We start from the raw sequence: 22,224 nt of genomic DNA on the forward strand, positions 1-22,224 counted from the left end.
CAGTTTGAGGGCGGCCCCAAACCCTTGTCAAGGCATCCAGAGGACAGGCCGACCCCTTGTTCAATGTTGCTTTTTACGCAACGCTTTGCGCCATAAACAACACATCGCATGAAGGAGCCGGCGTGGCGATCAGCGTCTTCGACCTGTTCAAGGTGGGCATCGGTCCGTCCAGCTCCCACACCGTGGGGCCAATGAAGGCCGCCCGTCTCTTCGCCACCGGACTGTACGAGGACGGCCTGTTCCCCCGCACCGCCTCGGTCCGGGCAGAGCTCTTCGGATCGCTCGGCGCCACCGGGCACGGCCACGGCAGCGGCAAGGCCGTACTCCTCGGCCTCGAAGGCGAGGATCCGGAAACCGTCGACACCGGCACCGTGGACGACCGGGTGCACCGGATCCATGCGACCGGCCGGCTGCGGCTGCTGGGCCGCCGGGAGGTGGAGTTCCGCGAGCGCGAACACCTGGTGCTGCACCGTCGCCGCGCGCTGCCGTTCCACCCCAACGGCATGCGGTTCACCGCCACGGACGGCGAAGGCGGCGAGCTGAGGGCGCGCACGTACTACTCGGTGGGCGGGGGCTTCGTCGTCGACGAGACCGCGACGGGCGCCGACCGCGTCAAGCCCGACGACACTCCCGTACCGCTCCCCTTCGGCTCCGCGTCCGAACTGCTGCTGCGCGCCTACGAGACCGGCCTGCCGATCAGCGGGGTGATGCTCGCAAACGAACTGGCCCGGCGGAGCGAGAGCGAGGTGCGCGCCGGTCTGCTGCGGATCTGGGCGGTGATGCAGCAGTGCGTGGAGCGCGGCTGTTCCCGGACCGAGACCACCCTGCCCGGGCGGCTGAGGGTGCCACGCCGTGCCCCGCAACTGCTGCGCAGCCTCGCCGAGGACGACTCCCAGGATGTGGATCCGCTGCACATCCTGGACTGGGTCAACCTCTTCGCGCTGGCCGTCAACGAGGAGAACGCCTCGGGCGGCCGTGTGGTCACCGCGCCCACCAACGGCGCGGCCGGGATCGTGCCCGCGGTGCTGCACTACTACACGCGCTTCGTTCCCGGGGCCGACGAGGACGGCGTCGTCCGCTTTCTGCTCGCCGCCGGCGCGGTGGGTGCACTGTTCAAGGAGAACGCGTCGATCTCCGGCGCCGAGGTCGGCTGCCAGGGCGAGGTCGGCTCCGCCTGCTCCATGGCCGCCGCCGGTCTCGCCGAGGCACTCGGCGGCACACCGGAACAGGTCGAGAACGCGGCGGAGATCGGCATGGAGCACAATCTCGGGCTGACCTGCGACCCGGTCGGAGGCCTGGTCCAGATCCCCTGCATCGAGCGGAACGCCCTCGCCTCCGTCAAGGCGATCAACGCGGCACGGATGGCGCTGCGCGGCGACGGCACCCATGTGGTCTCGCTCGACAAGGTCATCAAGACGATGCGCGAGACCGGCGCCGATATGAAGGTGAAGTACAAGGAGACGGCTCGGGGCGGGCTGGCGGTCAACATCATCGAGTGCTGAAAGTCCCCGAGCCCCCCCCCCGGCCCACCGAAGCCATCGCCCGTCACGCCCCGCGCCCGCGCGCCCGCCCGGGGCACGGTCGCGCACGGCTCCCATGGTGCGAGTGAATCCGCCGCCCGTCGGTCACCGTGTTTCGCGTTGCCTGCCCAAGTACCGTGCAGGGCACCGGATATGCCCGCGCGGCATCAGTCCTGGCGTCGCCCGGATACGAGGCACGGACCGCTTCCGGCCGTCCGTCGGACCGGTTGAGGACTATGCTGCTGTAAGGACGTCCCAGACCCCGGCGGCTTGTCGTCGCTCAACACAGATGGCTGCGGGAAGCGGATCTTTCGTCCGTCACCCGGCGCATCCCTGGAGGGAACTGGGTGGATCCGCTGTCCTGTCGCACAGGCTGTCGGACCGGCCGTTGCTCCGCCTCCGCCGAACGTACGCCCCTCCCGGGAGCGCGCCCAGGGGGCCGGGAAACCCGGCGTCGCCACGTCCGCTGCCGAATGGTCTTCTGAACCGAGGCGTCATGCCCCTCCCGCAGCTCACCGTCTACCGCCATGACCGAAGGCAACGGGCGCTGATCACCCTGGCCGGCGAGATCGACCTGGAATCGGCCCCGCTGGTGCACATGGCACTGGCGCGGTGTCTGAGCGACGGCATCCGCACCGTCGACGTCGACCTCACCCCTGTCACCTTCTGCGACTGCAGCGGCCTCAACGCCTTCCTCCACGCCGCGCAGAAGACCACCGAGGCCGACGGAACCCTGCGACTGCACCACCCGTCACCGGCACTGCGCCTGATCCTCGACACCACCGGCTCGGGATTCCTGCTCCTCGGCGTTCCGTTCGGGCATCTGTCACCTCCTCTCGGGGGTGTCCCAGCCCCGACCGCCCAACCCCCGCCGCACCGGACTGTTCCGCTCACCTCCCTCCTCTCGGGTGAAGTGCGGTGACGGCCCGGTCGGGGCGAGGGCAGCCACGAAAGCCCCGTGGCGGGGATTCGTCCACCATGGACGCGGTCCGGTTACGCCGGGTAAACCGCCAGCTGGCACAGGGCCTGAGCGGGAAGGTGGTGGATCTGTACGTGGACTCCCGCGAGACGTCACCTCCGGAGGCGTACCGCCGTCCCAGCCGCCAGCAGTTTCTGAACCGTCTCACCGCCGAGATCCGGCGGCCGGGGTTCGCCATGGTGATCGCGGAGACGGACGGCCTGGTGGGATGCGCTTTCGGATTCCCGGTGCGCGGCGACGGCTTCTGGCGGCTCGGGTTCGGCGGGGCACTACCGCGCAGCATCGAGCAACTCACCGCGTCCGGCGGCGTCTTCGCGATCACCGACATCCTGGTCCGCCCGCACCTGCAGGACGAGCACGTGGCCCGCCGGTTACAGGAGCGGCTGCTGACCGACCACCAGGCATCACTCGGCGTCACCCTGGTGGACCAGGCCGATCACCCCGCCCTCACCGCGCTCCATTCCGGGGGGTGGCGTGACGTGGGAGAGATCTGGAAGCCGGTCAGCGCCACACTGCTCCGGGTGCTGGTCCTTCCCGTCGGCGAACGAACCGCGGCGAGGCACACCCTGACGGAACAGCGGCGCGTTCTCCGCGAGAGTTGGCAGGAACCGGACACCGCAGAGCAGACCGAGGAACTACGGCTCGCGCTGAGGCAGTACCCGGAGACCACCGAACGGCCGCACATGTCAGCGCCTGGTGGTCAGTGACGCTGTCACTCCGCAAGAAGCAGAGTCGCCGCAGCGAGCCGGTACGTGGACCACATCGGCGGAACAATTCGGGCCGCACGTGCACGGACACGGCGTGCGCTCAAACGGGATTCGGCCATGGTGCGACGGACGGGCGCGGAATTCGTACGCCTTGCTTCCGAAGTCCTTCCACGTGCGCCGGGCGGGATCACCCGCGTCGCTCGGCGCGAGTGGAGGGAGTGGCGTGTGGGTTGGCCAAATCTCGTTCCGCGTCCGCCGCGCGTCGTGTCGTTGTGGTTCTCTGGCGGGACGCCGGCCGCGGCCCGCCACCCAGGGGCCGACGTACGTGACCGAGGCGGTCCCGAGTACGTGATGCGGTGATGCGCCCTACGAGATGACGTGCCCGACGCGCCCGGCCCCCGCGTGTGCCCTGTGGTGAGAGAAGGGTTCCCTCCCATGCCGGTTCTGCGCGCGCCGACGCCGTCGGCCGTGTCCGGTACGACGGCCGGATTGTTCGCTGCTCTCGTCGGTCTCGCCGACAGGCTCGCCGAGTGGGGCGGCGGCCTTGTGCCGACGGTGGCGGGCCGGATCACCGGTGCTCTCATGAGCCCTCTGGTGAGTCCCCTGGCCCCGGACGACTACCTCGGCCTGATCGACCCGCTGCTGTCCGCCCGCCATCCCGCGGGCCGGGTGGTCACCGTGCGGCCGGAGTGCGCCGGCGCGGCCACGCTGGAGATCCGTCCCGGCCGCGGCTGGGCGGGGCACCGGGCCGGGCAGTACCTGCCGGTGGGAGTGGAGATCGACGGCGTACGGCACTGGCGTACGTACTCGATCACCTCACCCCCCGAGGCGCCAGGCCGAGCGCTGACGATCACGGTCAAGGAGGAACCCGGCGGCCGGGTCTCCCCGCACCTCGTGCACCGGATCCGTCCCGGCGCGGTGCTCCGACTCGGCCCCGCGCAGGGCGAGTTCACACTGCCGGAGGATCCGCTGCCGCCGCGGATGCTGATGGTGACGGCGGGCAGCGGCATCACCCCGGTGGCCGGGATGCTGCGCGCCCTCGCGGGCCGCCGCTTCCCCGGGCCCGCCCCCGACGTCGTACTCCTGCACTGCGCACCCGGCCCGGACGAGTTCCTCTTCCGTGCCGAACTGGCCGGGCTGGCAGCACGGTTGCCCTGGCTGAGCGTCCACGCGCGGTACACCCGTACCGCGGGCCGGCTGGTTCCGGAGCACATGGGCGTGCTCTGTCCGGACTGGTACGACCGGGAGACCTGGGCCTGCGGTCCGGACGGACTGCTCGACGCACTGGAGCGGCACTGGGCGGCGGCCGGCGCCGGTGAGCGGCTGCGCGTGGAGCGTTTCCGGCCGGCCCCCGTGCTGTCGCCGGGCGTCGGCACGACCGGCGGCCGGGTCCGGTTCGAGCACAGCGGCGTCGAGGTCGAAGCGTCCGCGGCCGTGCCCCTCCTGGAGACCGGGGAGGCGGCGGGTGTGGCGATGCCGTACGGCTGCCGCCGGGGGATCTGTTTCGGCTGCCTCGTCCCGCTGGTCCACGGCCGTGTCCGCGATCTGCGGACCGGTGAACTGCACGGTGAACCAGGCGAGTTGATCCAGACCTGCGTCAATGCTGCGGCAGGTCCGCTCGCCCTCGCTCTCTAGGCCCCTCAAGGAGCCTGCGATGTCCACAACTGCCGTACCAGTCACCCTCTTTGAGTCGCTCGAAGATCACATGGAGCCGCTCGGCGAGGAGCTCGACCGGATCCGCGCCGAGATCGTCGCGGCGCGCGGCGCGGAGGACGCCCGCTACATCCGTACGGTGATCGCCGTCCAGCGCGGCCTGGAGACCGGCGGCCGCGCCGCCCTCGCCGTATCCCTCTTTCCGCCCGCCTGGCTCGTGGGCACCGCGATGCTGACCATCGCCAAGATCCTGGAGAACATGGAGCTGGGCCACAACATCCTGCACGGCCAGTGGGACTGGATGGGCGACCCGGCGATCCACTCCACCACCTGGGAGTGGGACTTCCTCACCCCCGCCGACGCCTGGAAGCACACTCACAACCACCTGCACCACACCTACACCAACGTCGTCGGCCTCGACCGGGATCTCGGCTACACGATCCTGCGCATGAGCCCGGACCAGCCCTGGCATCCGGTCCACCTCCTCCAGCCGCTGTACACCGCACTGCTCGCCCCCGTCTTCGAGTGGGGCATCGCCGTCTACGACCTGGAGGCCGACGCCCTGCCGTCAGGGCGCAAGAGCGTGCGGGCCTTCCTCGGCGACCTGGCCGGCCTGGCCCGCAAGGCCGTGCGCCAGGCGGCCAAGGACTACGTCCTCTTCCCCCTGCTCGCGGGCCCGTCCGCGCTGCCCTGCCTGGCCGGCAACGTCACCGCGAACGGGCTTCGCAACATCTGGGCGCACACCGTGATCTTCTGCGGCCACTTCCCGGGCGACGTCCAGACCTTCTCCTACGAGGAGGAACAGCTTGACGGAGAGACCCGCAGCCAGTGGTACCTGCGCCAGATCCAGGGCTCGGCGAACATCGAGGGCGGCTCCCTCCTCCACATACTCACCGGCAACCTGAGCCACCAGATCGAGCACCACGTCTTCCCCGACCTGCCCAGCAACCGCTACGCCGAACTCGCGCCACGGGTGCGCGAGATCTGCGCCCGGCACGAGATCACGTACGCGAGCGGGCCGCTGTGGCGCCAGTACGCGTCCATGTGGGGCCGCGTCCTTCGGCACGCGGTGCCGGACGGATCACGGAAGCCGTAGCAGAGCGTGGTGGATGCGACGCTCGGAATAGTGCGCGCCGCACCAGCCGCAGTAACATGGACCGTGGGTTGGCTCACTCTCATGTGCAGCCGCCCGGAAGGGCGACTCCGGCGTGTTTGCGCCGGAGTCGTTGTCACAGCCGCACTGGCGGTTCCGGCCAGGCCGCGACCTTCCAAGGGACGCGGCCCGCATCGACGGGTGTCCCGCTCAGGAGGGACAGCGCATGATCCAGGCAGCCGACATCCGCGAGTGGCGCACCTATGACGTGGTCGACCCGAAGGGGCACAAGATCGGCGTGCTCGAAGCGGTCTACGTGGACACCACCACCGACGAACCAGCCGTGATCACCGTACGGACCGGGCTGCCGGCTCGCCGACGCCTGGTCTTCGTACCCCTCGACGACGCACTCCTGGGGCCGGACTACGTAAAGATCTCCTACACCAGGAGCCTGGTGAGGAAGGCTCCTTCGATCGGCACGGACGACATCCTGCCCGCCGAGCAGGAGGAAGCGATCTTCCAGTACTACGGCATGACATACCAGCCGGGCGCGGGCGGCGAACGAAAGCTCGCACGCCGCTGAGCGGCGGCACGGCCCAAGGGAGGTGTCCGAGTCGTGGCGTTCTTCCTCCTGTTCGTCCTCGTTGCCGTCGTTCTGGGAATCATCGGCGCGACAGCCGAAGGTATGGGCTATCTGCTGATCATCGGCATCGTGGTTCTCGTGGCCGATGTTTCCGTATTCGCCGTGCGGTTGTCCCGGCGCGCTCGGCGGCGTCCTCTCCGCTGACGACGACGGACCGGGCGCCTGACGCGGTTGCCTGGGCGCGGCCGTCTCATCGGTTGAGGATGTCCATCGGTCATCTGTGCGCCTAGGCCCCTGCGTGCCGTGGCGACGAGCAGCCCGAGGCCCAGGGTGTCGCAGGAGGTGACGCCCGCACCTTGCGGACAGCCAAGGCTGTGCGCGCGGCTGCGCGTCGGCGGAGAGGGCTAGGTCTGGTTGACCCGGCCGGCCACCGCGTGACCGATCAGCAGGTAGACGACAGCGGGCAGACCGTAGTTGACCACGGTGCGCCAGTTGTCCGAGTGGATGGTGAAGAGATTGCGCGACCAGCCCGAGAGCCAGTTCGCCGCGTCGTGGACCCAGGAAACCGTACTGTTGGCGGTGTTGGCGTCGAACAGGTAGAGGGCGATCCACAGGATCAGGATCAGTGCCGCGATGTCCGCGATGATGGAGATGACCGTCCCCGCGGGGTTTCCGCCGTAGCGTCTGGACATATCCAACGACTAGCCCTGAAAGCAGAGTTGAAACCTCCTCAACCCTACTGTCCGTGGCTTTGGGGGCGAGGGGGCCCAGGCCGGTGTTCGAGTTCCAGGAGGCGGGCTGCGCAAAGGGCCACGTCCCGGAGCTTGTCGTTGCAGTGCTGCGACACGTCCACCAGCAGGTCCCACGCCCGCTCGCTGGAACACGGCGCCATGGCCATCACCATGCCGCACGCCCGGTCGATCACTGCACGACGTGCCGGCGCTCTCTTCAACTGCTCATTCCTGTCCCGCAGTTCGAGGAGTTGCCTCTTACCGGCTGCATCGAAGGAGCCTGCTTCACCAGCGTTCTGACATAACCGACCTTGAGACAACCCGGCGAGCGCACCGATCTTGTGGCCCTCAGGTATCGACGATGTCGCAGTTGGGCCACTCTCGGACATCCGCTGCGTGAATCATGACCTTCCCTTTCCGGACGGCTCATCCACCGGTGGCGAGTCACACCCTCGGTCTTCCCCGTAGAGCCGCCGCAGCGCACGCCGCAGCCCCCGCTGCATCACCCGCGAGAGCGGCTCCCCCTCCCAGGCGGCGACCAGAGCCGCTGCCACGTCCGGAAGTTTGGTGTTGCACTGCCGCGAGATGTCCACCAGCAGGTTCTTGGCCGGCTCACGGCGGCAGGGGGCCAGGATCATCACCATGCCGCAGGCCTGGTCGACGACCGCACGGCCGGCCAGCGTCCGCCGCAGCTGATCGATCTCGGCGCGCAGCGCCACGACATCATCCTGACCCGCCGGGTCCTCCGCCGAGGTCTCGGCCCGCGGATTCCACCAGTCCTTCGGAAGCATGGCTGTGCGATGCATGGCATCTACCTCTCCATGATTTCCGCGCGTCCGGCGCGGCTGAAGCCGCCCCGGAACCTCTCGATGCCAGGCCGGTTCATCGGTCACCCGCGGTGTTCGCGGTCCCGACGGTCCTCGCGCCTCCAGCGCGCCCGGTACTGACGGCTGTAGCGACGGTCCCAGCGGTCCTGACGGTCCGAGCGGTTCTCGTAGTCCCGGTACGCCCCGAAATCGGAACCGTCACCACGGATCCAGCCTCCCCCACGATCGCGACCGTAGCGGGTGGCACCGAAGACCATCACGGCCGCGGCCACCCACCAGAGGGGATGGAGAAAACCGAGGCCGAACAGAACCACGATCAGGATGAGAAGCAGAACGAACACGGCGGGCCTCCCCGGAACGAAGCAAGACATCACTGCCGGGGGCCGGGGCCTGTGCGAACAGCGTAGCCCTGCCCAGAGGTTACGGATAGCGACCATGTCCGCGGCTTCGGCGGAACTGGTGGGAACCAAATGGCCACTTGGCATCTGTCCGGGGAGTGCGGCGACGGTTAGCGTACGCGGTACAGCCCGAGCCCCCGGCAGTGTCGATCACCTCTCGTGCTCCTTCGGGGGCGCTCCTCGCGCATCAGTGCCGGAAGCCGTCCCGTCATCAACGGGCCGCTCCCGCATCCGCCGTCGCCACTCGATCCTGGCGCAGCATCGATGCGCCCCATGCGGGCACCCTTCTGCTGTCCGCCGCGTCGCACGCATCCCACCGCAGGCGGTACACATGTACGCGCTGATCGTTCCGGCTTCGACTCCCTTCGTCCTGCTCGCCACCGTGCTGGGCCTGTCCTGGTGGGAGGACCGCATCCTGCCGACGGCCGAGCGGGTCGAGCCGGTCGAAGCCCCCGCCGAGGCTCCGCTCACCCCGATGCCCCCTGCCCCGCTCACAGAACTCCTCAGTGTCGACACCCCGTTGACAAGGGAAGTCGCCCGGCGTTGACTGACAGCACGGCGTAGGGCTATGCCACTCCGGATCACTCGGGTGACGCATTCCACCTCCCCCGCTTCGCCCGGACCCCGCGGAACCAGGAAATTCCCGCGATCTGGAGGCCCGGCAATGATCCTGTGGATCCTTCTCCTTCTGCTGATCCTGGTGGTGTTCGGGTTCGGCTTCACCCTGCAGGTCCTTTGGTGGGTCGCCGCCGTCCTGCTGATCGTCTGGATCGCCGGCTTCGCGATGCGCGGGCGCGGCGGTGGCAGGCGCCGGTACAGCCGCAGGTAGTCCGCTCCGAGGCTCGATCCCGCCCGCGGGAACAGCGGCCTGTACGGCGATCACACGCGGGAGCCCACTCGGCACACCAGTAGGAGGCGCCGACCATGAGTGCCGGACGGACGATCAAGCACAAGACGCAGGCATCAAGGGCCTGGTCACCGAACGCATCGGCCGGACCACCCGCAACCGGCGACAACGCCAAGGGCGGCTCCAGGCTGTGACAGAAGGTGCCCCGGGCCGTTCCCACACCGTGTGGACACCACCCGGCAGACCTCAACGCTCAATGAGCCGACAGGAATTGACGGCAATGAAGCAGACCAACGTGCGAACCGAGAGTCAAAGAAGGCGGCCATGTTCACCGTCGTGATCATCGCTGTGATCGTCATCGCTCTGGCCGCCCTCCTCTACCTCGGACGTGGACGAGTGCGGGGCGGTGGCGGGCACGGGCTGAAGCGGCGCTTCGGCCCCGAGTACGACCGTGCCGTCGCCGACCACGACGGCGACACCAAGGCTGCCGAGCGGGAACTCGGCGAGCGCTTGAAGGAGCACGGCTTCCTCACGGAGCTGCCGTTGTCGCCCGAGGTCCGCGAGCACTACGTGACGCAATGGGCCTCCGTCCAGGAGCAGTTCGTCGAATCACCGCAGAAGGCCGTCACCGAGGCGGACGCGCTGCTGGCGCGCCTGGCAGGGGACCGCGGCTTCCCCGACGGCGAGCAGTTCGACGAACAGATCGCCGCTCTCTCCGTCCACCACGCCCACTATGTCCAGGGCTACCGCGCCATGCACGCAGCGGCCCGCGACCAGAGCGGCACCGAGGAAATGCGGGAGGCCATGGTCGAAGCCCGAAGCCTCTTCGAGGCGCTGGTCGGCGAACAGCCGGCCGACCCGGACCGGCGCGACGCGTCGTCCCGCGACGACCAGGGCCATGCGCCGTGGGCACTGACCCGACGCCACGCGAAGGGAAGCAGCACATGATGTCGCACAACGCCGAACACGCACCGCACCCCCAGCCCGGGGCCCCGGATCCCGCGATGCAGCGCGCTCCGCAGGCACCCCGCACCGAACCCGCTCACGCACCGCGTGAGCCCGGCACCAGCGCCGACAGCCCCGATCGCGAACTCGGCCCGGACCTGATCCCGCAGGGCGACCGGGACAAGCTCACCCTGCGCCTCCAGCAGGTTCTCAGCACCTTCGTCGACAGCCCGCGCCAGGCGGTGGAAGAAGCCGACGCCGTCTTCGGCGAGGCCGCCACCCAGTTCACCCACACCCTCGCAGAACGCCGGCGCGTCCTGCGCACAGGCTGGCACAACCCGGACACCCATGCGCAGACCGAGGAACTACGGCTCGCGCTCAAGCAGTACCGGGAGATCACCGAACGGCTGCTGCACATGGCTGCGCCTGCAGGCCGCGTATAGCGAGAGCGAAGGACAAGGAGACCTCGCGCGGCGGCCTCGCCGTCAACGCCATCGAGTGCTGAGACGAGGCCGCCGCACGGTCGGCAGCGGTCAGAACCCGCGGTCGATCCACTCCTGAAGATGCGGGGCCTCGGCGTCGACGGTGGTCGTGTCCCCGTGGCCGGTGTGCACGACCGTGTCGCCCGGCAGCGTCAGCAGCCGGACCCGGATCGAGTCGACGATGGTCGGGAAATGGCTGTACGACCTTCCCGTCGCCCCCGGTCCGCCCGCGAAGAGCGTGTCACCGCTGAAGAGTGCCTTCAGGCCCGGCGCGTACAGGCACACCGCGCCGGGGGCGTGCCCGGGGGTGTGCAGCACGGTCAGCTCGACACCGGCCACCGTGACGACCTGCCCGTCGGCCAGTTCGCCGTCGGGTGACCGCTCCGGGTGGGTCTGCTTCCACAGCGGCAGGTCGTCGCCGTGGAGCAGGATCGGAGCGCCGGTACGGTCGGCGAGTTCGGGGGCCGCGTCGATGTGGTCGTTGTGGGCGTGGGTGCACACGATGGCCCGCAGCGCACGTCCGCCGAGGGCTTCGGCGATCGCCGCGGCGTCATGCGCGGCGTCGATGACGACGGCCTCGGTGTCGTCGCCGACGATCCAGACGTTGTTGTCGACGTCCCAGGTACCGCCGTCCAGGGAGAACGTCCCCGAGGTGACCAGATGCTCGATGCGCGCGGTCATCAGAACACCACCACCGAGCGCAGCACATCTCCGCCGTGCATCCGCTCGAAGGCCTTCTCGACATCCTCCAGCGCGATGGTCTCCGTGACGAACGCGTCGAGGTCCAGTCGGCCCTGGAGGTACAGGTCGATGAGCATCGGGAAGTCGCGGGAGGGCAGGCAGTCGCCGTACCAGGACGACTTCAGTGCGCCGCCCCGCCCGAAGACGTCCAGCAGCGGCAGTTCGAGCTTCATCTCCGGGGTCGGCACGCCGACGAGGACGACGGTGCCCGCCAGGTCGCGGGCGTAGAAGGCCTGCTTGTACGTCTCGGGGCGGCCGACCGCCTCGATCACCACGTCGGCGCCGAAGCCGCCGGTCAGCTCGCGTACGGCCTCGATGGGATCGCCGTGCTTGGAGTTGACGGTGTGGGTCGCGCCGATCTTCTTCGCGGTGTCGAGCTTCCGCTCGTCGATGTCAACGGCGATGATCTTCGCCGCGCCCGCGAGCCGGGCACCGGCGATCGCCGCGTCGCCGACCCCGCCGCAGCCGATGACCGCCACGGTGTCACCGCGTCCGACGTTGCCGGTGTTGATGGCCGCGCCGATGCCCGCCATCACTCCGCAGCCCAGCAGTCCGGCGGCGGCCGCCGATGCCGCACGGTCGACCTTGGTGCACTGCCCCGCCGCCACCAGCGTCTTCTCCGCGAACGCGCCGATTCCCAGGGCCGGGGACAGCTCGGTGCCGTCGAGCAAGGTCATCTTCTGCTTCGCGTTGTGGGTGTTGAAGCAGTACTGCGGCCGTCCGCGCTGACAGGCCCGGCACTGCCCGCACACGGCACGCCAGTTGAGGATGACGAAATCGCCGGGGGCGACATCGGTGACGCCCTCCCCCACCGACTCCACGACACCCGCGGCCTCATGACCCAGCAGGAACGGGAAGTCGTCGTTGATACCGCCCTCGCGATAGTGCAGATCGGTGTGGCAGACCCCGCAGGCCTCGATCTTCACGAGCGCCTCGCCCGGTCCGGGGTCGGGCACGATGATCGTTTCCAGGCTGACGGGGGCACCCTTCCCCCGCGCGACGACAGCACGGACCTGGTGAGTCATGGCCACTCCTCGGCTGGTACGAGACCTGAGTCGAACGTTGCTCATTACGGCACGCATCTCATGTGCCGCAACACAGCATCGTGGAGGGGCGGGCGGCGGTCAAGGATTCGGCACGGAGAACGCCGACCGCACAGGGCGGTTCTCCTCACCGCGGGCGCGGCTACCCCGCCGTACGGCCAAGCGCCGCGACAGGACCCTTCAGAGGGACTGCTGGAGGAAGGCGATGAGAGCGGCGGTGAGCTCGGCGGGCGCGTCCTCTTGGACCAGGTGGCCCGCGCCGCTGATCGGCTCAAGTCGCGCGCCCGGGATGCGGGCGACGAGCTCCCGTCCCTTCTCCGCGGGAATCCAGGTGTCGTCCTGCCCCCAGCACACCAGCGTGGGGATGCCGATCTCGCCGTACCGGTCCTGAATCTCGTCCGTGTAGAGCTGGTCGGCCTGAGCGATCTGCCGGTAGAAGGCCGCCTGGCCGACGTCGCCGAGCCAGGGCCGGACGAGTCCGTCGAGCACCGCGGGGTGCAGGCCCGGGCTGCTGGCCGAGCTGATGTACTCGCGCACCAGGGCGCGGTGCAGCGCGGATGGCAGCTGCTCGAACACCTCGGAGTGCTCGCCGACGAGCCGGAAGAACGGAGACCCCCAGGGCGCCAGTGCGACGGGGTCTACCAGAGCGAGTGCGCGGTAGTGGGCGCCGTGCAGCAGATGCGCCCGCAAGGAGACGGCACCGCCGAAGTCGTGGGCGACCACCAATGGCTCGTCCAGGCCCCAATGGGCCAGGAGTTCGGTGAAGACCTTGCCCTGGGCGGCCAGGGAGACGTCCTGCCCGGCGTACTTCTCCGATGCTCCGTAACCGGGCATGTCCCACACGAACACCTGGTGCCGGCGGGCGAGTGAGCGGGCGACGGCGCGCCACACATAGGAAGAGAACGGTGTGCCGTGCAGAAGGACCACCGGATCCTGGCCGAGTTGTCCGAGGCCGTCCCAGCGAACGTCACCCGAGGTGCTGCGGAATGTCCGGGTCAGCTGCCACTCGCTCACAGGTGTTGTCCCTCTCGGTCGTGGTTCCGGCTCAACGCGGTGATCAAGCCGGCGTCGGCCCGGGCGGCAGTCGAAAAGCCGTCGGCGCCACGACCACCCATTGAACTCTCCGCCTGTCCGGGCACCCATCGGGGTGGCGGGTGCCGACGTTGCGCCAACGCCCGCACACCGACCCACCACATCGAACCGGTTCGACGAAGCTAGCACCGGGGAAACCGGCCAGCAATACGCACGGCCCAGATCCCCCGGCTCCGCACGGCCGCCTTACCTGCCGGTTTCCACGTCATTGCGGAAAGTACCGCGCAAGGCGTTGACACGTCGTTCGCGTTGCTCCTACCTTCCCTTCACGCGAACCGGTTCGACAACGGGTCGCCATCGTGACCCGCCCGCCGTCCCCCGTATCCTGCGACCGGCGATGACGCCCTCCCGGGGCTCATCGAACCGGTCCGAGCTAGGAGCCCCCGTGAACATCGGAGAGATCGCCCAGCGGGCCGGTGTCTCGCGGAGCACCGTGTCCTACGCACTGAGCGGCAAGCGCCCCGTGTCGGACGACACCCGCCGGAAGATCCAGCAGGTCATCGACGAACTGGGCTACCGGCCCAACGCCAGCGCGCGTGCCCTGGCCAACGGCCGGACCAGCACCATCGGTCTCGTCTTCCCGCCTGCCGGGAACCACTACACCGGCATGCAGCTCGACTTCATCGGCAGTGTCGTGGAGGCCGCCGCGGCCTACGACTACGACGTGCTGCTCTCGCCCAGCGGCGTGGACAGCGACCGCTCGTTCCAGCGGCTGCTGGGAGAACGCCGGGTCGACGGCGCGATCCTGATGGAGATCCGGCTGGAGGACGACCGGGTGGACCACCTCACCTCGCTGGGCTTCCCCTCCGTCGCCATCGGCCGCACCGCGCATCCGGAGGACGGCTGGTGGGTCGGCCTGGACCACACCGCGCTGGTGGAGGCGTGCGTCCATCACCTCGCTGACCTGGGCCATCGCCGGGTCGCCTTCGTCAACCGGCCCGAGCAGCTGCTGCGGGCCGGGTACGAGTCGGCCCACCGGGGTCTGGACGGATTCACCAAAGCCGCCGCCGAGCGCGGGCTGACCGTCCGGACGTACTGCTGCGGGGACGACGCCTCTTCGGGCCAGGCCTGCGTGGAGCGGATCCTGTACGACGATCCGGCCACCACAGCCCTGGTCACACTGAACGAGGCCGCGCTCGGCGGCCTCTACCGAGGGCTGGCCCAGGCCGGCCGCCATGTGCCACGCGACTTCTCCGTGACCGGCGTGGTGGCCAGCCGGTGGGCGGAGACAGTGACCCCGCAGCTCACGGCGGCGGACGTACCCGCCGAGGAGATGGGCCGCCGCGCCGTCGACCTGCTGGTCGAGCGGCTCGACCATCCCGACGCGCCCGGTCGGCACCACCTTCTCGCGCCACCGATCTCCTTGCGGGCCAGCACCGGGCCCGCCGGCGTCGCTCCGCGCGCCGCCGACACGACCGTCTGACGCCTCTCCCCGGCCTTCCCCGCTCCTCCCCGGAACGACCGCCCGGCCACGGAAGACGGACACCCCGTCCCCGGCGCCTCCCCAACACCGGCCGCCGAACCGCCCATCGGGGCCCTCGGCATGCCCGGATCACCCCCATCGCCTCTCCTACGGCACAGCTGTGCCCAGAACCAAGAGGGACCCGCCATGAACAGCTCCTCAAGACGACGCCGTCTCACCGCCGCAGCCGTGGCCGTCGTCGCCGTCGCCACCACCGCGACCGCCTGCTCCTCCGGCTCGGGCAGCACCTCCAACTCGTCCTCGAACAGCGGCACTTACACGATCTGGGACCCGTATCCCCAGTTCGACAAGAGCTCGGCCTGGGCGAAGCTGCTGGACGCCTGCGGCACCCAGGCAGGCGTGAAGATCAAGCGGACCGCCTTCGACACCAGCGACCTGCCGAACAAGGCGCTGCTCGCGGCGCAGCAGGACAACTCCCCCGACCTCCTCATCGTCGACAACCCGGTGGTGTCGACCCTGGCCGAGGCCGGCGTGCTCACCACGACCGACGACAGCAAGCTGGACACCTCGGCCGTGGACCCCAACCTCCTCGCGGCCGGCCAGTCGGGCGGCAAGACGTACGGCACGCCGATCGGCGCCAACACGCTCGCCCTCTACTACAACAAGAAGGTACTGAAGGCGGCCGGGGTGGACGTCACCTCGGTCAAGGACTGGACGTCACTCACCGCGGCACTGGCGAAGGTCAAGAAGGCCGGCAAGAAGGGCATCACGTTCTCCGCGATCGGGACGGAGGAGGGCAGCTTCCAGTTCCTGCCGTGGTTCTGGGGCTCGGGCGCGAAGCTCACCGCTCTCGACTCGGACCAGGCCGTCTCCGCGCTGTCGCTGTGGAAGGGCTGGCTGGCCAAGGGCTACGCCCCGAACTCCGTGCTCAACAACACCCAGACGACCAGTTGGCAGGAGTTCGCGACCGGCGACTACGCGTTCAGCGAGAACGGCACCTGGCAGCTCGCGAACGCCGCCAAGGCGGGCTTCGACTACGGCGTCATCCCCGTCCCCGGCGCCTCGGGAGGCAACGCCGCGGCCCCGACGGGCGGCGAGTTCGTCACCCTCCCGGTCCAGGGCTCCACCGGCCGTTACACCACCTCGCAGAAGCTGGCGACCTGCCTCACCAGCACCAAGAACCTGTACGACACCGACACCACCCTCTCCTACGTGGCGCCCACCGGCGAGGTCCAGGACAAGCAGGTATCGGCCGACGCCCAGTTGAAGCCGTGGGTCGACGCGGTCAAGGCCGCCAAGGGGCGTACCAGTGACGACCTGGGCACCAAGTACCCCAAGATTTCCGAGCAGTTGTGGAAGGCGATGCAGTCCGCCCTCAGCGGCTCCAAGTCGCCGGGGGACGCGCTTACCGCGGCCCAGTCCGCGGTCAAGTGACCGGTAGCCGAGGCCCGTTGATGAGCCCGACGACCGAAGCCCGCCGGGCCGTACGCCACCACAGCGGTGCGGCCGACACGGCACCGCCACCCCGGCCGCGACGCCGTCCCGCTTCCCAGCAGTGGGCCGCCTGGGGGTTCCTCGCCCCGGTGACCGTCTATCTCGCCCTCTTCTACGCCTATCCGCTCTACCGCAACATCGACCTGAGCCTGCGCGACTACACGGTGCGCTCCTTCGTCCAGGGCAACGCGCCGTTCACGGGCCTCAAGAACTACCTGACCGTCTTCGACGACCCCACGTTCGCCCCGGCGCTGCTCCACACCGTGGTGTTCACGGCCGTGTGCCTGCTCTTCCAGTACGCCATCGGTCTGGCCCTCGCGGTCTTCTTCAACCAGCACTTCCGGCTGTCGGCGACCTTGCGCGCCCTGTTCCTGGTGCCCTGGCTGCTGCCGCTGATCGTGTCGGCCTCCACCTGGTCGTGGATGCTCAACAGCGACTCCGGTGTCGTCAACGCCGCCCTGCACGCGGTCGGTATCGGCCCGGTGAACTGGCTGACCTCACCGTCCTGGTCGCTGGCATCGGTGATCATCGCGAATATCTGGATCGGTGTCCCCTTCAACCTGGTGGTCCTCTACAGCGGTCTGCAGTCGATCCCCGCCAGCCTGTACGAGGCCGCCGCCCTCGACGGCGCGAACGCCTGGCAGCGGTTCTGGCGCATCACCTTCCCCCTGCTGCGCCCGGTCTCCGCGATCACTCTGCTGCTGGGCCTGGTCTACACGCTCAAGGTCTTCGACATCATCTGGATCATGACCAAGGGCGGTCCCGCGGACTCGTCCACCACCTTCGCCACCTGGTCCTACCAACTCGGCTTCGGCAACCTGCTCCCCGCCTTCGGCCCCGGCGCGGCCGTCGGAAACCTGCTCGTCGTCGCCGCCCTGATGTTCGGCCTGGTCCATGTGCGGGCCCAGAGAAAGCAGGCGTCCTCATGAACCGGCACAGCCGTACGGGCTGGAAGGCGGTCCTCGGCGTCCTGCTGACCGCGATCATGCTCTTCCCGGTCTACTGGATGCTCAACGTGTCCTTCACCCGCGACCAGGACATGCGCAAGTCGCCGCCGGACCTGTTCCCGGTCCACGGCACCTTGGAGGGCTATCGGGCCGTCGTGGACCAGCAGTTGCCGTATCTCGGTACCAGCCTCGTCATCGGCCTCGGCACCGTCGCCCTGACCGTGGCCCTGTCCGCACCCGCCGGATACGCGCTGGCCAAGCTGCGGCCACGCGGCGGCGGCATCTTGAACTTCGTCCTCCTGGCCGCCCAGATGATCCCCGGAATCATCATGGCGATGGGCTTCTACGCCATCTATCTGAGCCTCGGCCTGCTGCAGTCCGTGCCCGGCCTGATCGTCGCCGACTCCACGCTCGCCGTCCCCTTCGGCGTGCTCATCTTCACCGCGTTCATGTCCGGCATCCCCGGCGAACTGCTCCAGGCCGCGAAGACCGACGGCGCCGGCCCGTGGCGTACCTTCCGGTCGATCGTCCTGCCGATGAGCCGCAACGCGGTCGTCACGGTGTCCCTGTTCGCGTTCCTGTGGTCCTGGTCCGACTTCGTCTTCGCCGGCACGCTCGTCAACGGTGGCGCCCACGAGCCGATCACCCTCGGCATCTACCACTACATCGGCAACAACAACCAGCAGTGGAACGCCATCATGGCCACCGCCGTCGTGGCCTCGCTGCCGGCCGCGATCATCCTCGTCCTCGCCCAGCGCTACGTCGCCGCCGGCGTGACCGCCGGAGCCGTGAAGGACTGACACTCCGTCACCTTTCCGCTGTGCGCCCCCCGTTGAAGAAACGAGTCACACTTCATGACCGCCGCCTCACCCGGCCCGGCCTTCTCCGTCCACGACATCCCGTTCAGCACGCACGGATCCTGGTTCGGCATCTCCCCCGTGGTGGCGGAGCAGACATACGCGGAGGACCTCCATCTGGTCTCCCACCAGAACGGCATGCACGCCGTGCTGCGTCTGGTCCCGCTGGACACCGCGACCGGCGACCGGGCCGCCGCCCGCGTGGAGGCGACCCCCGGCCTGCTCAGCTGGATCCACCCGGGCGGACGCATCGACCTCGCCTACGAGTCGCCGGACACCGTGCGCCTGCGCGGCACCGGGATCGGCCTGCGCGTGGCCGCCGCGGCACAGGCTCTGACACCGTTCAGCGGCACGTACTTCTTCCCCGAGCCCGTCAGCGGCGGGTACGTGTTCACCTCGTACGAGACCGGGCGCCGTTACGGGATCACCGTGCTGTCCGGGACCGTGTCCGACGTGACCGGTGCCCAGGCGCTGGGCACCGGGGACCGCGGTGTCACGGTCACCGCCGAAGACGGCGGAGTCTGGGAGATCGCCGTCGAGGAGTACGAGACCGGACGTCGCCCCTATGTCCCGTCCGCGGCGTTCGGCAAGGTCGCGGAGGCCGCGCGGAACTCCTTCGCCGACTTCGTCGACGCGGTCGCGCCCTGGCGCTCGTCGGCCACTCCGGCCGCCGAACTCGCCGCGTATGTGGTGTGGTCCGCGACCGTACGCCCGGCGGGCCTGGTCACCCGGCCCGCGGTGCTGATGTCGAAGCACTGGATGGACAAGGTCTGGAGCTGGGACCACTGCTTCAACGCCCTTGCTCTGGCGCCTGGTTGTCCGGAGCTGGCCTGGGACCAGTTCGCGTTGCCCTTCGACCACCAGGACGGGGGCGGGGCGCTGCCCGACTCGGTCACCCACTCCGAGGTCCTTCACAACTTCGTCAAACCACCCATCCACGGCTGGGCCCTGCGCCGCCTGCGCGGGCGCCTGCCCGAGCCTCTCCGTCAGGCGGAACTGGCCGTGGCGTACGACAGGTTGGAGCGCTGGACGGACTTCTGGCTCACCATGCGGTGCGCGCCCGGTGCCGCCCTGCCCCACTACCAGCACGGCAACGACAGCGGCTGGGACAACGCCACGACCTTCGACCCCGAGCGAGTGGTCGTCACCGCCGACCTGGCGTCCTTCCTCATCCTCCAGCTGAGGGAACTCGCCGACCTGGCAGCCGAGTTGGGGCGTACGGACGACGTCCTCCGCTGGACGCGCACCGCCGACGCGACCCAGGCCACCCTGCTCGACCGGCTCTGGACCGGCGACCGGTTCGTCGCCCGGGGAGTCGGCGACGAGAACACCTGGAGCAGTTCCAGCCTGCTCGACCTGATGCCCATCGCGCTGGGCGAGCACCTGCCGGAGGACATCGCCGGCGTGCTGGCCGACCGCATCGAGACCCATCTGACCCCGTACGGCCTCGCCACCGAACTGCCCACCTCACCGCACTACCTCGCCGACGGCTACTGGCGCGGGCCGATCTGGGCGCCCGCCACCGTCCTCATCGAGGACGGCCTGCGCCGCGCCGGCCACCACCGGCTGGCGGACGACATCAGCGCACGCTTCCGCGCCCTGTGCGAAACACATGGCTTCGCCGAGAACTTCGACGCCCTGACCGGCACGGGCCTGCGCGACCGCGCCTACACCTGGACCGCCAGCAGCTATCTCCTGCTGGCCGAAGCGCACGTACGCGGCGGTGACCACTGACCGAACCGGCCGGCCGCGTTCCCCACAGCCCGGGCCCGTACGAGCACGGACCCGGCCCACCCCACCTCATCGGGAGCCGCACATGCACGCGCCACGCCCACTTCCCCGCCGCAGAACCCGACCCGGACGCCGAGCGGTCTCAGCCGTCTCCGTCCTGCTGGCCGCACTGGCCGGGACCCTGCTGCCGACCACTCCCTCGCAGGCTGCCGACACCAGTGTCACCGTCGACTTCTCCACCGCCGGAGGCGCCCCGACGTACCACGCCTCGGGCATGATCTACGGGATGACTCCGGACGGCTCGCTGCCCCAGGACCACTTCTTCAAAGACATCAAGTGGCACTTCATGCGGGCGGGAGGCGCCCAGCTCAACAGCGGCGGCTACGCCACCAGCCTGGCCGACTACCAGACCCGATGGGCCTCCACCCTGGCCCAGTACCAGCGCACCGCGGCCCTCGGCGGCACCTTCGTCCTGCTGCCGCACGACCTCTGGGGCGCGGACGGCACCACCAGCCAGGGCTGGCCCGGCGACAACGGTGACTGGACGCAGTTCGACGCCTTCGTCACCCAGCTCATCAGCGACGTCAAGGCCAACAACATGACCGTCCAGTGGGATCTGTGGAACGAGCCCGACGGAAGCGGCTTCTGGGGCGCGTCGCAGACGCAGTACCTGGAGATGTGGTCGCGCTTCTACGCCAAGGTGCGTACCGCCTTCCCCTCCCAGCTCATCGTCGGCCCCAGCATCGCCGGCCAGCCGAACTCCTCCAACAGCTGGTGGACGACATACCTGACCTACGTCAAGGCGAACAACGTCGCCCCCGACATCTACAGCTGGCACGACGAACCGGGCGACCCCGCCACCGATGTCGGCCGCGCCAACTCCACCCTCTCCGCCGCGGGTCTGACCAACACCCGGGCCTACCAGATCAACGAGTACGCCACTTTGTCCATGCAGTCCCCGGGCGGCGGCGCCTGGTTCATCGGCCGGCTGGAACGGGCCGGCGCCGACGGCCTGCGCGGCAACTGGGCCTCGGGCACCGCGCTGCACGACAACGAGGCCAATCTGCTCACCAAGAACAGCGCGGGCCAGTACCTGCCGCTCGGCGAGTGGTTCATGTACCGCTACTACGGTTCCCAGACCGGCAACATCGTCAAGCTCACCCCGGGTACCGGCACCGACGGCCTGGCCACCAAGGACAACTCCGCGGGCAACGCCAAGGTGCTGCTCGGCAGCAGCGGCAACACCGGGACCGTCACCGTCAACCTCACCGGCCTGAACACCACATCGGTGGTGGAGAGCGGCCAGGTCCGGGCCGTCGTACAGCGCATCCCCTACAACAGCGGAGGCGCTGTCACCGGCCCGGAGACCGTCTCCGACACCACGTTGACGGTGAGCGGCAACGCCGCCTCGGTGAGCCTTCCCTGGACGAGCGCGAAGGACGGCTACACCGTCACCCTGCTGCCGCCGTCCAACACCACCGTCTCCACGGTGGCCGTGAGCCAGAACAGCGGCCAGTGCCTGGACGACACCAACGTCAGTACCGCCAACGGCACGCAGTATCAGCAGTACTACTGCGAGGGCGGCTACCAGCAGATGCTCGACCTCAAGCCGGTGAGCGGCAAGAGCAACACGTACGCCGTGGTCGACGAGCTCAGCGGCAAGTGCCTGGACGTCTCGGGCGCGTCCACCGCCGACGGCGCCGCCGTCATCCAGTACACCTGCAACGGCGCCACCAACCAGCAGTTCACCCTCACCCCTGTCACCGCGCTCGGCAACAGCCACGACTACCAGCTGACCGCGGTCCACAGCGGCAAGTGCGTCGACGTCAGCGACGTCTCGACCACGGCCGGCGCGAAGGTCCACCAATGGACCTGCGATGCCGCGAGCGTGCTCGGCACCAAGAAGAACCAGATCTGGCGCCTGCTCGGCAAGGCCTGACGGACAACGGAAAGGGCCCCCGCAGGCTCTCGCCTGCGGGGGCCCTTCGCACCGTCGGGACGACAGGATTTGAACCTGCGACCCCTTGACCCCCAGTCAAGTGCGCTACCAAGCTGCGCCACGTCCCGATGCGTTTCACTCGCGGTCGCCCGCGTGATCGTGCAGGTAAACCCTACCGCACATGGGTGGATG

24 protein-coding genes and 1 tRNA gene are annotated in these 22,224 nt (G+C 69.3%); 17 read left to right on the forward strand and 8 right to left on the reverse strand.

Features of this window, described 5'->3' with window-relative positions; genetic code table 11:
* Nucleotides 1-122 precede the first annotated feature (122 nt).
* From OIC96_RS05000 to OIC96_RS05030, 7 genes are all read left to right on the forward strand, one after another.
* A complete protein-coding gene (locus OIC96_RS05000) occupies nucleotides 123-1,502 on the forward strand; it encodes an L-serine ammonia-lyase (RefSeq protein WP_330309086.1) in 1,380 nt (459 codons plus the stop codon).
* Between the two features lie 514 nt (nucleotides 1,503-2,016).
* On the forward strand, nucleotides 2,017-2,442 hold the full coding sequence (locus OIC96_RS05005) for an STAS domain-containing protein (RefSeq protein ID WP_330309085.1): 426 nt from the start codon (nucleotides 2,017-2,019) through the stop codon (nucleotides 2,440-2,442).
* A gap of 56 nt (nucleotides 2,443-2,498) precedes the next feature.
* Nucleotides 2,499-3,206: a hypothetical protein gene (locus OIC96_RS05010; protein ID WP_330309084.1), complete on the forward strand. Its 708-nt coding sequence runs from the start codon at nucleotides 2,499-2,501 to the stop codon at nucleotides 3,204-3,206.
* A 582-nt stretch (nucleotides 3,207-3,788) separates the two neighbouring features.
* Complete coding sequence (locus OIC96_RS05015; protein ID WP_330310384.1) at nucleotides 3,789-4,841, forward strand: ferredoxin reductase; 1,053 nt, start codon at nucleotides 3,789-3,791, stop codon at nucleotides 4,839-4,841.
* Nucleotides 4,842-4,860: 19 nt separating this feature from the next.
* On the forward strand, nucleotides 4,861-5,955 hold the full coding sequence (locus tag OIC96_RS05020; protein WP_330309083.1) for a fatty acid desaturase family protein: 1,095 nt from the start codon (nucleotides 4,861-4,863) through the stop codon (nucleotides 5,953-5,955).
* Between the two features lie 223 nt (nucleotides 5,956-6,178).
* Nucleotides 6,179-6,535 (forward strand): PRC-barrel domain-containing protein, encoded by a 357-nt coding sequence (locus tag OIC96_RS05025; RefSeq protein ID WP_330309082.1) that lies wholly within the window; start codon nucleotides 6,179-6,181, stop codon nucleotides 6,533-6,535.
* Nucleotides 6,536-6,568: 33 nt separating this feature from the next.
* Nucleotides 6,569-6,739, forward strand: a complete 171-nt coding sequence (locus OIC96_RS05030) for a hypothetical protein (protein ID WP_330309081.1) — start codon at nucleotides 6,569-6,571, stop codon at nucleotides 6,737-6,739.
* Nucleotides 6,740-6,939: 200 nt separating this feature from the next.
* Here OIC96_RS05030 and OIC96_RS05035 read toward each other — a convergent pair whose 3' ends face one another.
* The 4 genes from OIC96_RS05035 to OIC96_RS05050 form a co-directional block, all read right to left on the reverse strand.
* Nucleotides 6,940-7,227 (reverse strand): hypothetical protein, encoded by a 288-nt coding sequence (locus OIC96_RS05035; RefSeq protein ID WP_330309080.1) that lies wholly within the window; start codon nucleotides 7,225-7,227, stop codon nucleotides 6,940-6,942.
* A gap of 44 nt (nucleotides 7,228-7,271) precedes the next feature.
* Nucleotides 7,272-7,655: an ANTAR domain-containing protein gene (locus tag OIC96_RS05040; protein WP_330309079.1), complete on the reverse strand. Its 384-nt coding sequence runs from the start codon at nucleotides 7,653-7,655 to the stop codon at nucleotides 7,272-7,274.
* A gap of 12 nt (nucleotides 7,656-7,667) precedes the next feature.
* The gene (locus OIC96_RS05045; protein ID WP_330309078.1) at nucleotides 7,668-8,072 is read right to left on the reverse strand and encodes an ANTAR domain-containing protein; all 405 of its coding nucleotides are present in this window, start codon (nucleotides 8,070-8,072) and stop codon (nucleotides 7,668-7,670) included.
* Between the two features lie 83 nt (nucleotides 8,073-8,155).
* Complete coding sequence (locus tag OIC96_RS05050) at nucleotides 8,156-8,434, reverse strand: hypothetical protein (RefSeq protein ID WP_330309077.1); 279 nt, start codon at nucleotides 8,432-8,434, stop codon at nucleotides 8,156-8,158.
* 388 nt (nucleotides 8,435-8,822) lie between these two features.
* Here OIC96_RS05050 and OIC96_RS05055 point away from each other — a divergent pair, with 388 nt between their 5' ends.
* From OIC96_RS05055 to OIC96_RS05070, 4 genes are all read left to right on the forward strand, one after another.
* On the forward strand, nucleotides 8,823-9,038 hold the full coding sequence (locus tag OIC96_RS05055; protein WP_330309076.1) for a hypothetical protein: 216 nt from the start codon (nucleotides 8,823-8,825) through the stop codon (nucleotides 9,036-9,038).
* A 117-nt stretch (nucleotides 9,039-9,155) separates the two neighbouring features.
* Nucleotides 9,156-9,320, forward strand: coding sequence for a hydrophobic protein (locus OIC96_RS05060; RefSeq protein WP_330309075.1), 165 nt, complete (start codon nucleotides 9,156-9,158; stop codon nucleotides 9,318-9,320).
* 342 nt (nucleotides 9,321-9,662) lie between these two features.
* Nucleotides 9,663-10,286 carry a hypothetical protein gene (locus OIC96_RS05065; protein WP_330309074.1) on the forward strand — a complete coding sequence of 208 codons (624 nt, stop codon included), beginning with the start codon at nucleotides 9,663-9,665 and terminating at the stop codon, nucleotides 10,284-10,286.
* Complete coding sequence (locus OIC96_RS05070) at nucleotides 10,283-10,726, forward strand: hypothetical protein (RefSeq protein WP_330309073.1); 444 nt, start codon at nucleotides 10,283-10,285, stop codon at nucleotides 10,724-10,726. Before OIC96_RS05065 ends, OIC96_RS05070 begins: the two co-directional genes overlap by 4 nt.
* Before the next feature lie 90 nt (nucleotides 10,727-10,816).
* Here the strand turns inward: OIC96_RS05070 and OIC96_RS05075 are convergent, their stop codons facing one another.
* The 3 genes from OIC96_RS05075 to OIC96_RS05085 all read right to left on the reverse strand — a co-directional run bounded on the left by OIC96_RS05075 (nucleotide 10,817) and on the right by OIC96_RS05085 (nucleotide 13,563).
* Nucleotides 10,817-11,446, reverse strand: coding sequence for an MBL fold metallo-hydrolase (locus OIC96_RS05075; protein WP_330309072.1), 630 nt, complete (start codon nucleotides 11,444-11,446; stop codon nucleotides 10,817-10,819).
* Nucleotides 11,446-12,531, reverse strand: coding sequence for an S-(hydroxymethyl)mycothiol dehydrogenase (locus tag OIC96_RS05080; RefSeq protein WP_330309071.1), 1,086 nt, complete (start codon nucleotides 12,529-12,531; stop codon nucleotides 11,446-11,448). Before OIC96_RS05080 ends, OIC96_RS05075 begins: the two co-directional genes overlap by 1 nt.
* Before the next feature lie 198 nt (nucleotides 12,532-12,729).
* Entirely contained in the window at nucleotides 12,730-13,563 is an 834-nt protein-coding gene (locus tag OIC96_RS05085; RefSeq protein WP_330309070.1) for an alpha/beta fold hydrolase, read from the reverse strand.
* Between the two features lie 463 nt (nucleotides 13,564-14,026).
* Between OIC96_RS05085 and OIC96_RS05090 the strand changes: the two genes are divergently transcribed.
* From OIC96_RS05090 to OIC96_RS05115, 6 genes are all read left to right on the forward strand, one after another.
* The gene (locus tag OIC96_RS05090) at nucleotides 14,027-15,064 is read left to right on the forward strand and encodes a LacI family DNA-binding transcriptional regulator (protein WP_330309069.1); all 1,038 of its coding nucleotides are present in this window, start codon (nucleotides 14,027-14,029) and stop codon (nucleotides 15,062-15,064) included.
* Nucleotides 15,065-15,250: 186 nt separating this feature from the next.
* Nucleotides 15,251-16,498, forward strand: a complete 1,248-nt coding sequence (locus tag OIC96_RS05095) for a sugar ABC transporter substrate-binding protein (protein WP_330309068.1) — start codon at nucleotides 15,251-15,253, stop codon at nucleotides 16,496-16,498.
* A gap of 20 nt (nucleotides 16,499-16,518) precedes the next feature.
* On the forward strand, nucleotides 16,519-17,487 hold the full coding sequence (locus OIC96_RS05100; protein ID WP_330309067.1) for a carbohydrate ABC transporter permease: 969 nt from the start codon (nucleotides 16,519-16,521) through the stop codon (nucleotides 17,485-17,487).
* A complete protein-coding gene (locus OIC96_RS05105) occupies nucleotides 17,484-18,305 on the forward strand; it encodes a carbohydrate ABC transporter permease (RefSeq protein WP_330309066.1) in 822 nt (273 codons plus the stop codon). The genes OIC96_RS05100 and OIC96_RS05105 overlap by 4 nt, the downstream gene beginning before the upstream one ends.
* A 54-nt stretch (nucleotides 18,306-18,359) precedes the next feature.
* The gene (locus OIC96_RS05110; RefSeq protein WP_330309065.1) at nucleotides 18,360-20,096 is read left to right on the forward strand and encodes an amylo-alpha-1,6-glucosidase; all 1,737 of its coding nucleotides are present in this window, start codon (nucleotides 18,360-18,362) and stop codon (nucleotides 20,094-20,096) included.
* A gap of 82 nt (nucleotides 20,097-20,178) precedes the next feature.
* Complete coding sequence (locus tag OIC96_RS05115; RefSeq protein ID WP_330309064.1) at nucleotides 20,179-22,032, forward strand: RICIN domain-containing protein; 1,854 nt, start codon at nucleotides 20,179-20,181, stop codon at nucleotides 22,030-22,032.
* A gap of 54 nt (nucleotides 22,033-22,086) precedes the next feature.
* Here OIC96_RS05115 and OIC96_RS05120 read toward each other — a convergent pair.
* Nucleotides 22,087-22,160: transfer RNA gene (locus OIC96_RS05120), tRNA-Pro, on the reverse strand.
* Between the last annotated feature and the right edge of the window lie 64 nt (nucleotides 22,161-22,224).

The sequence above is a fragment of the Streptomyces sp. NBC_00775 genome (genome assembly GCF_036347135.1).
Classification (GTDB): Bacteria; Actinomycetota; Actinomycetes; order Streptomycetales; family Streptomycetaceae; genus Streptomyces; species Streptomyces lutosisoli.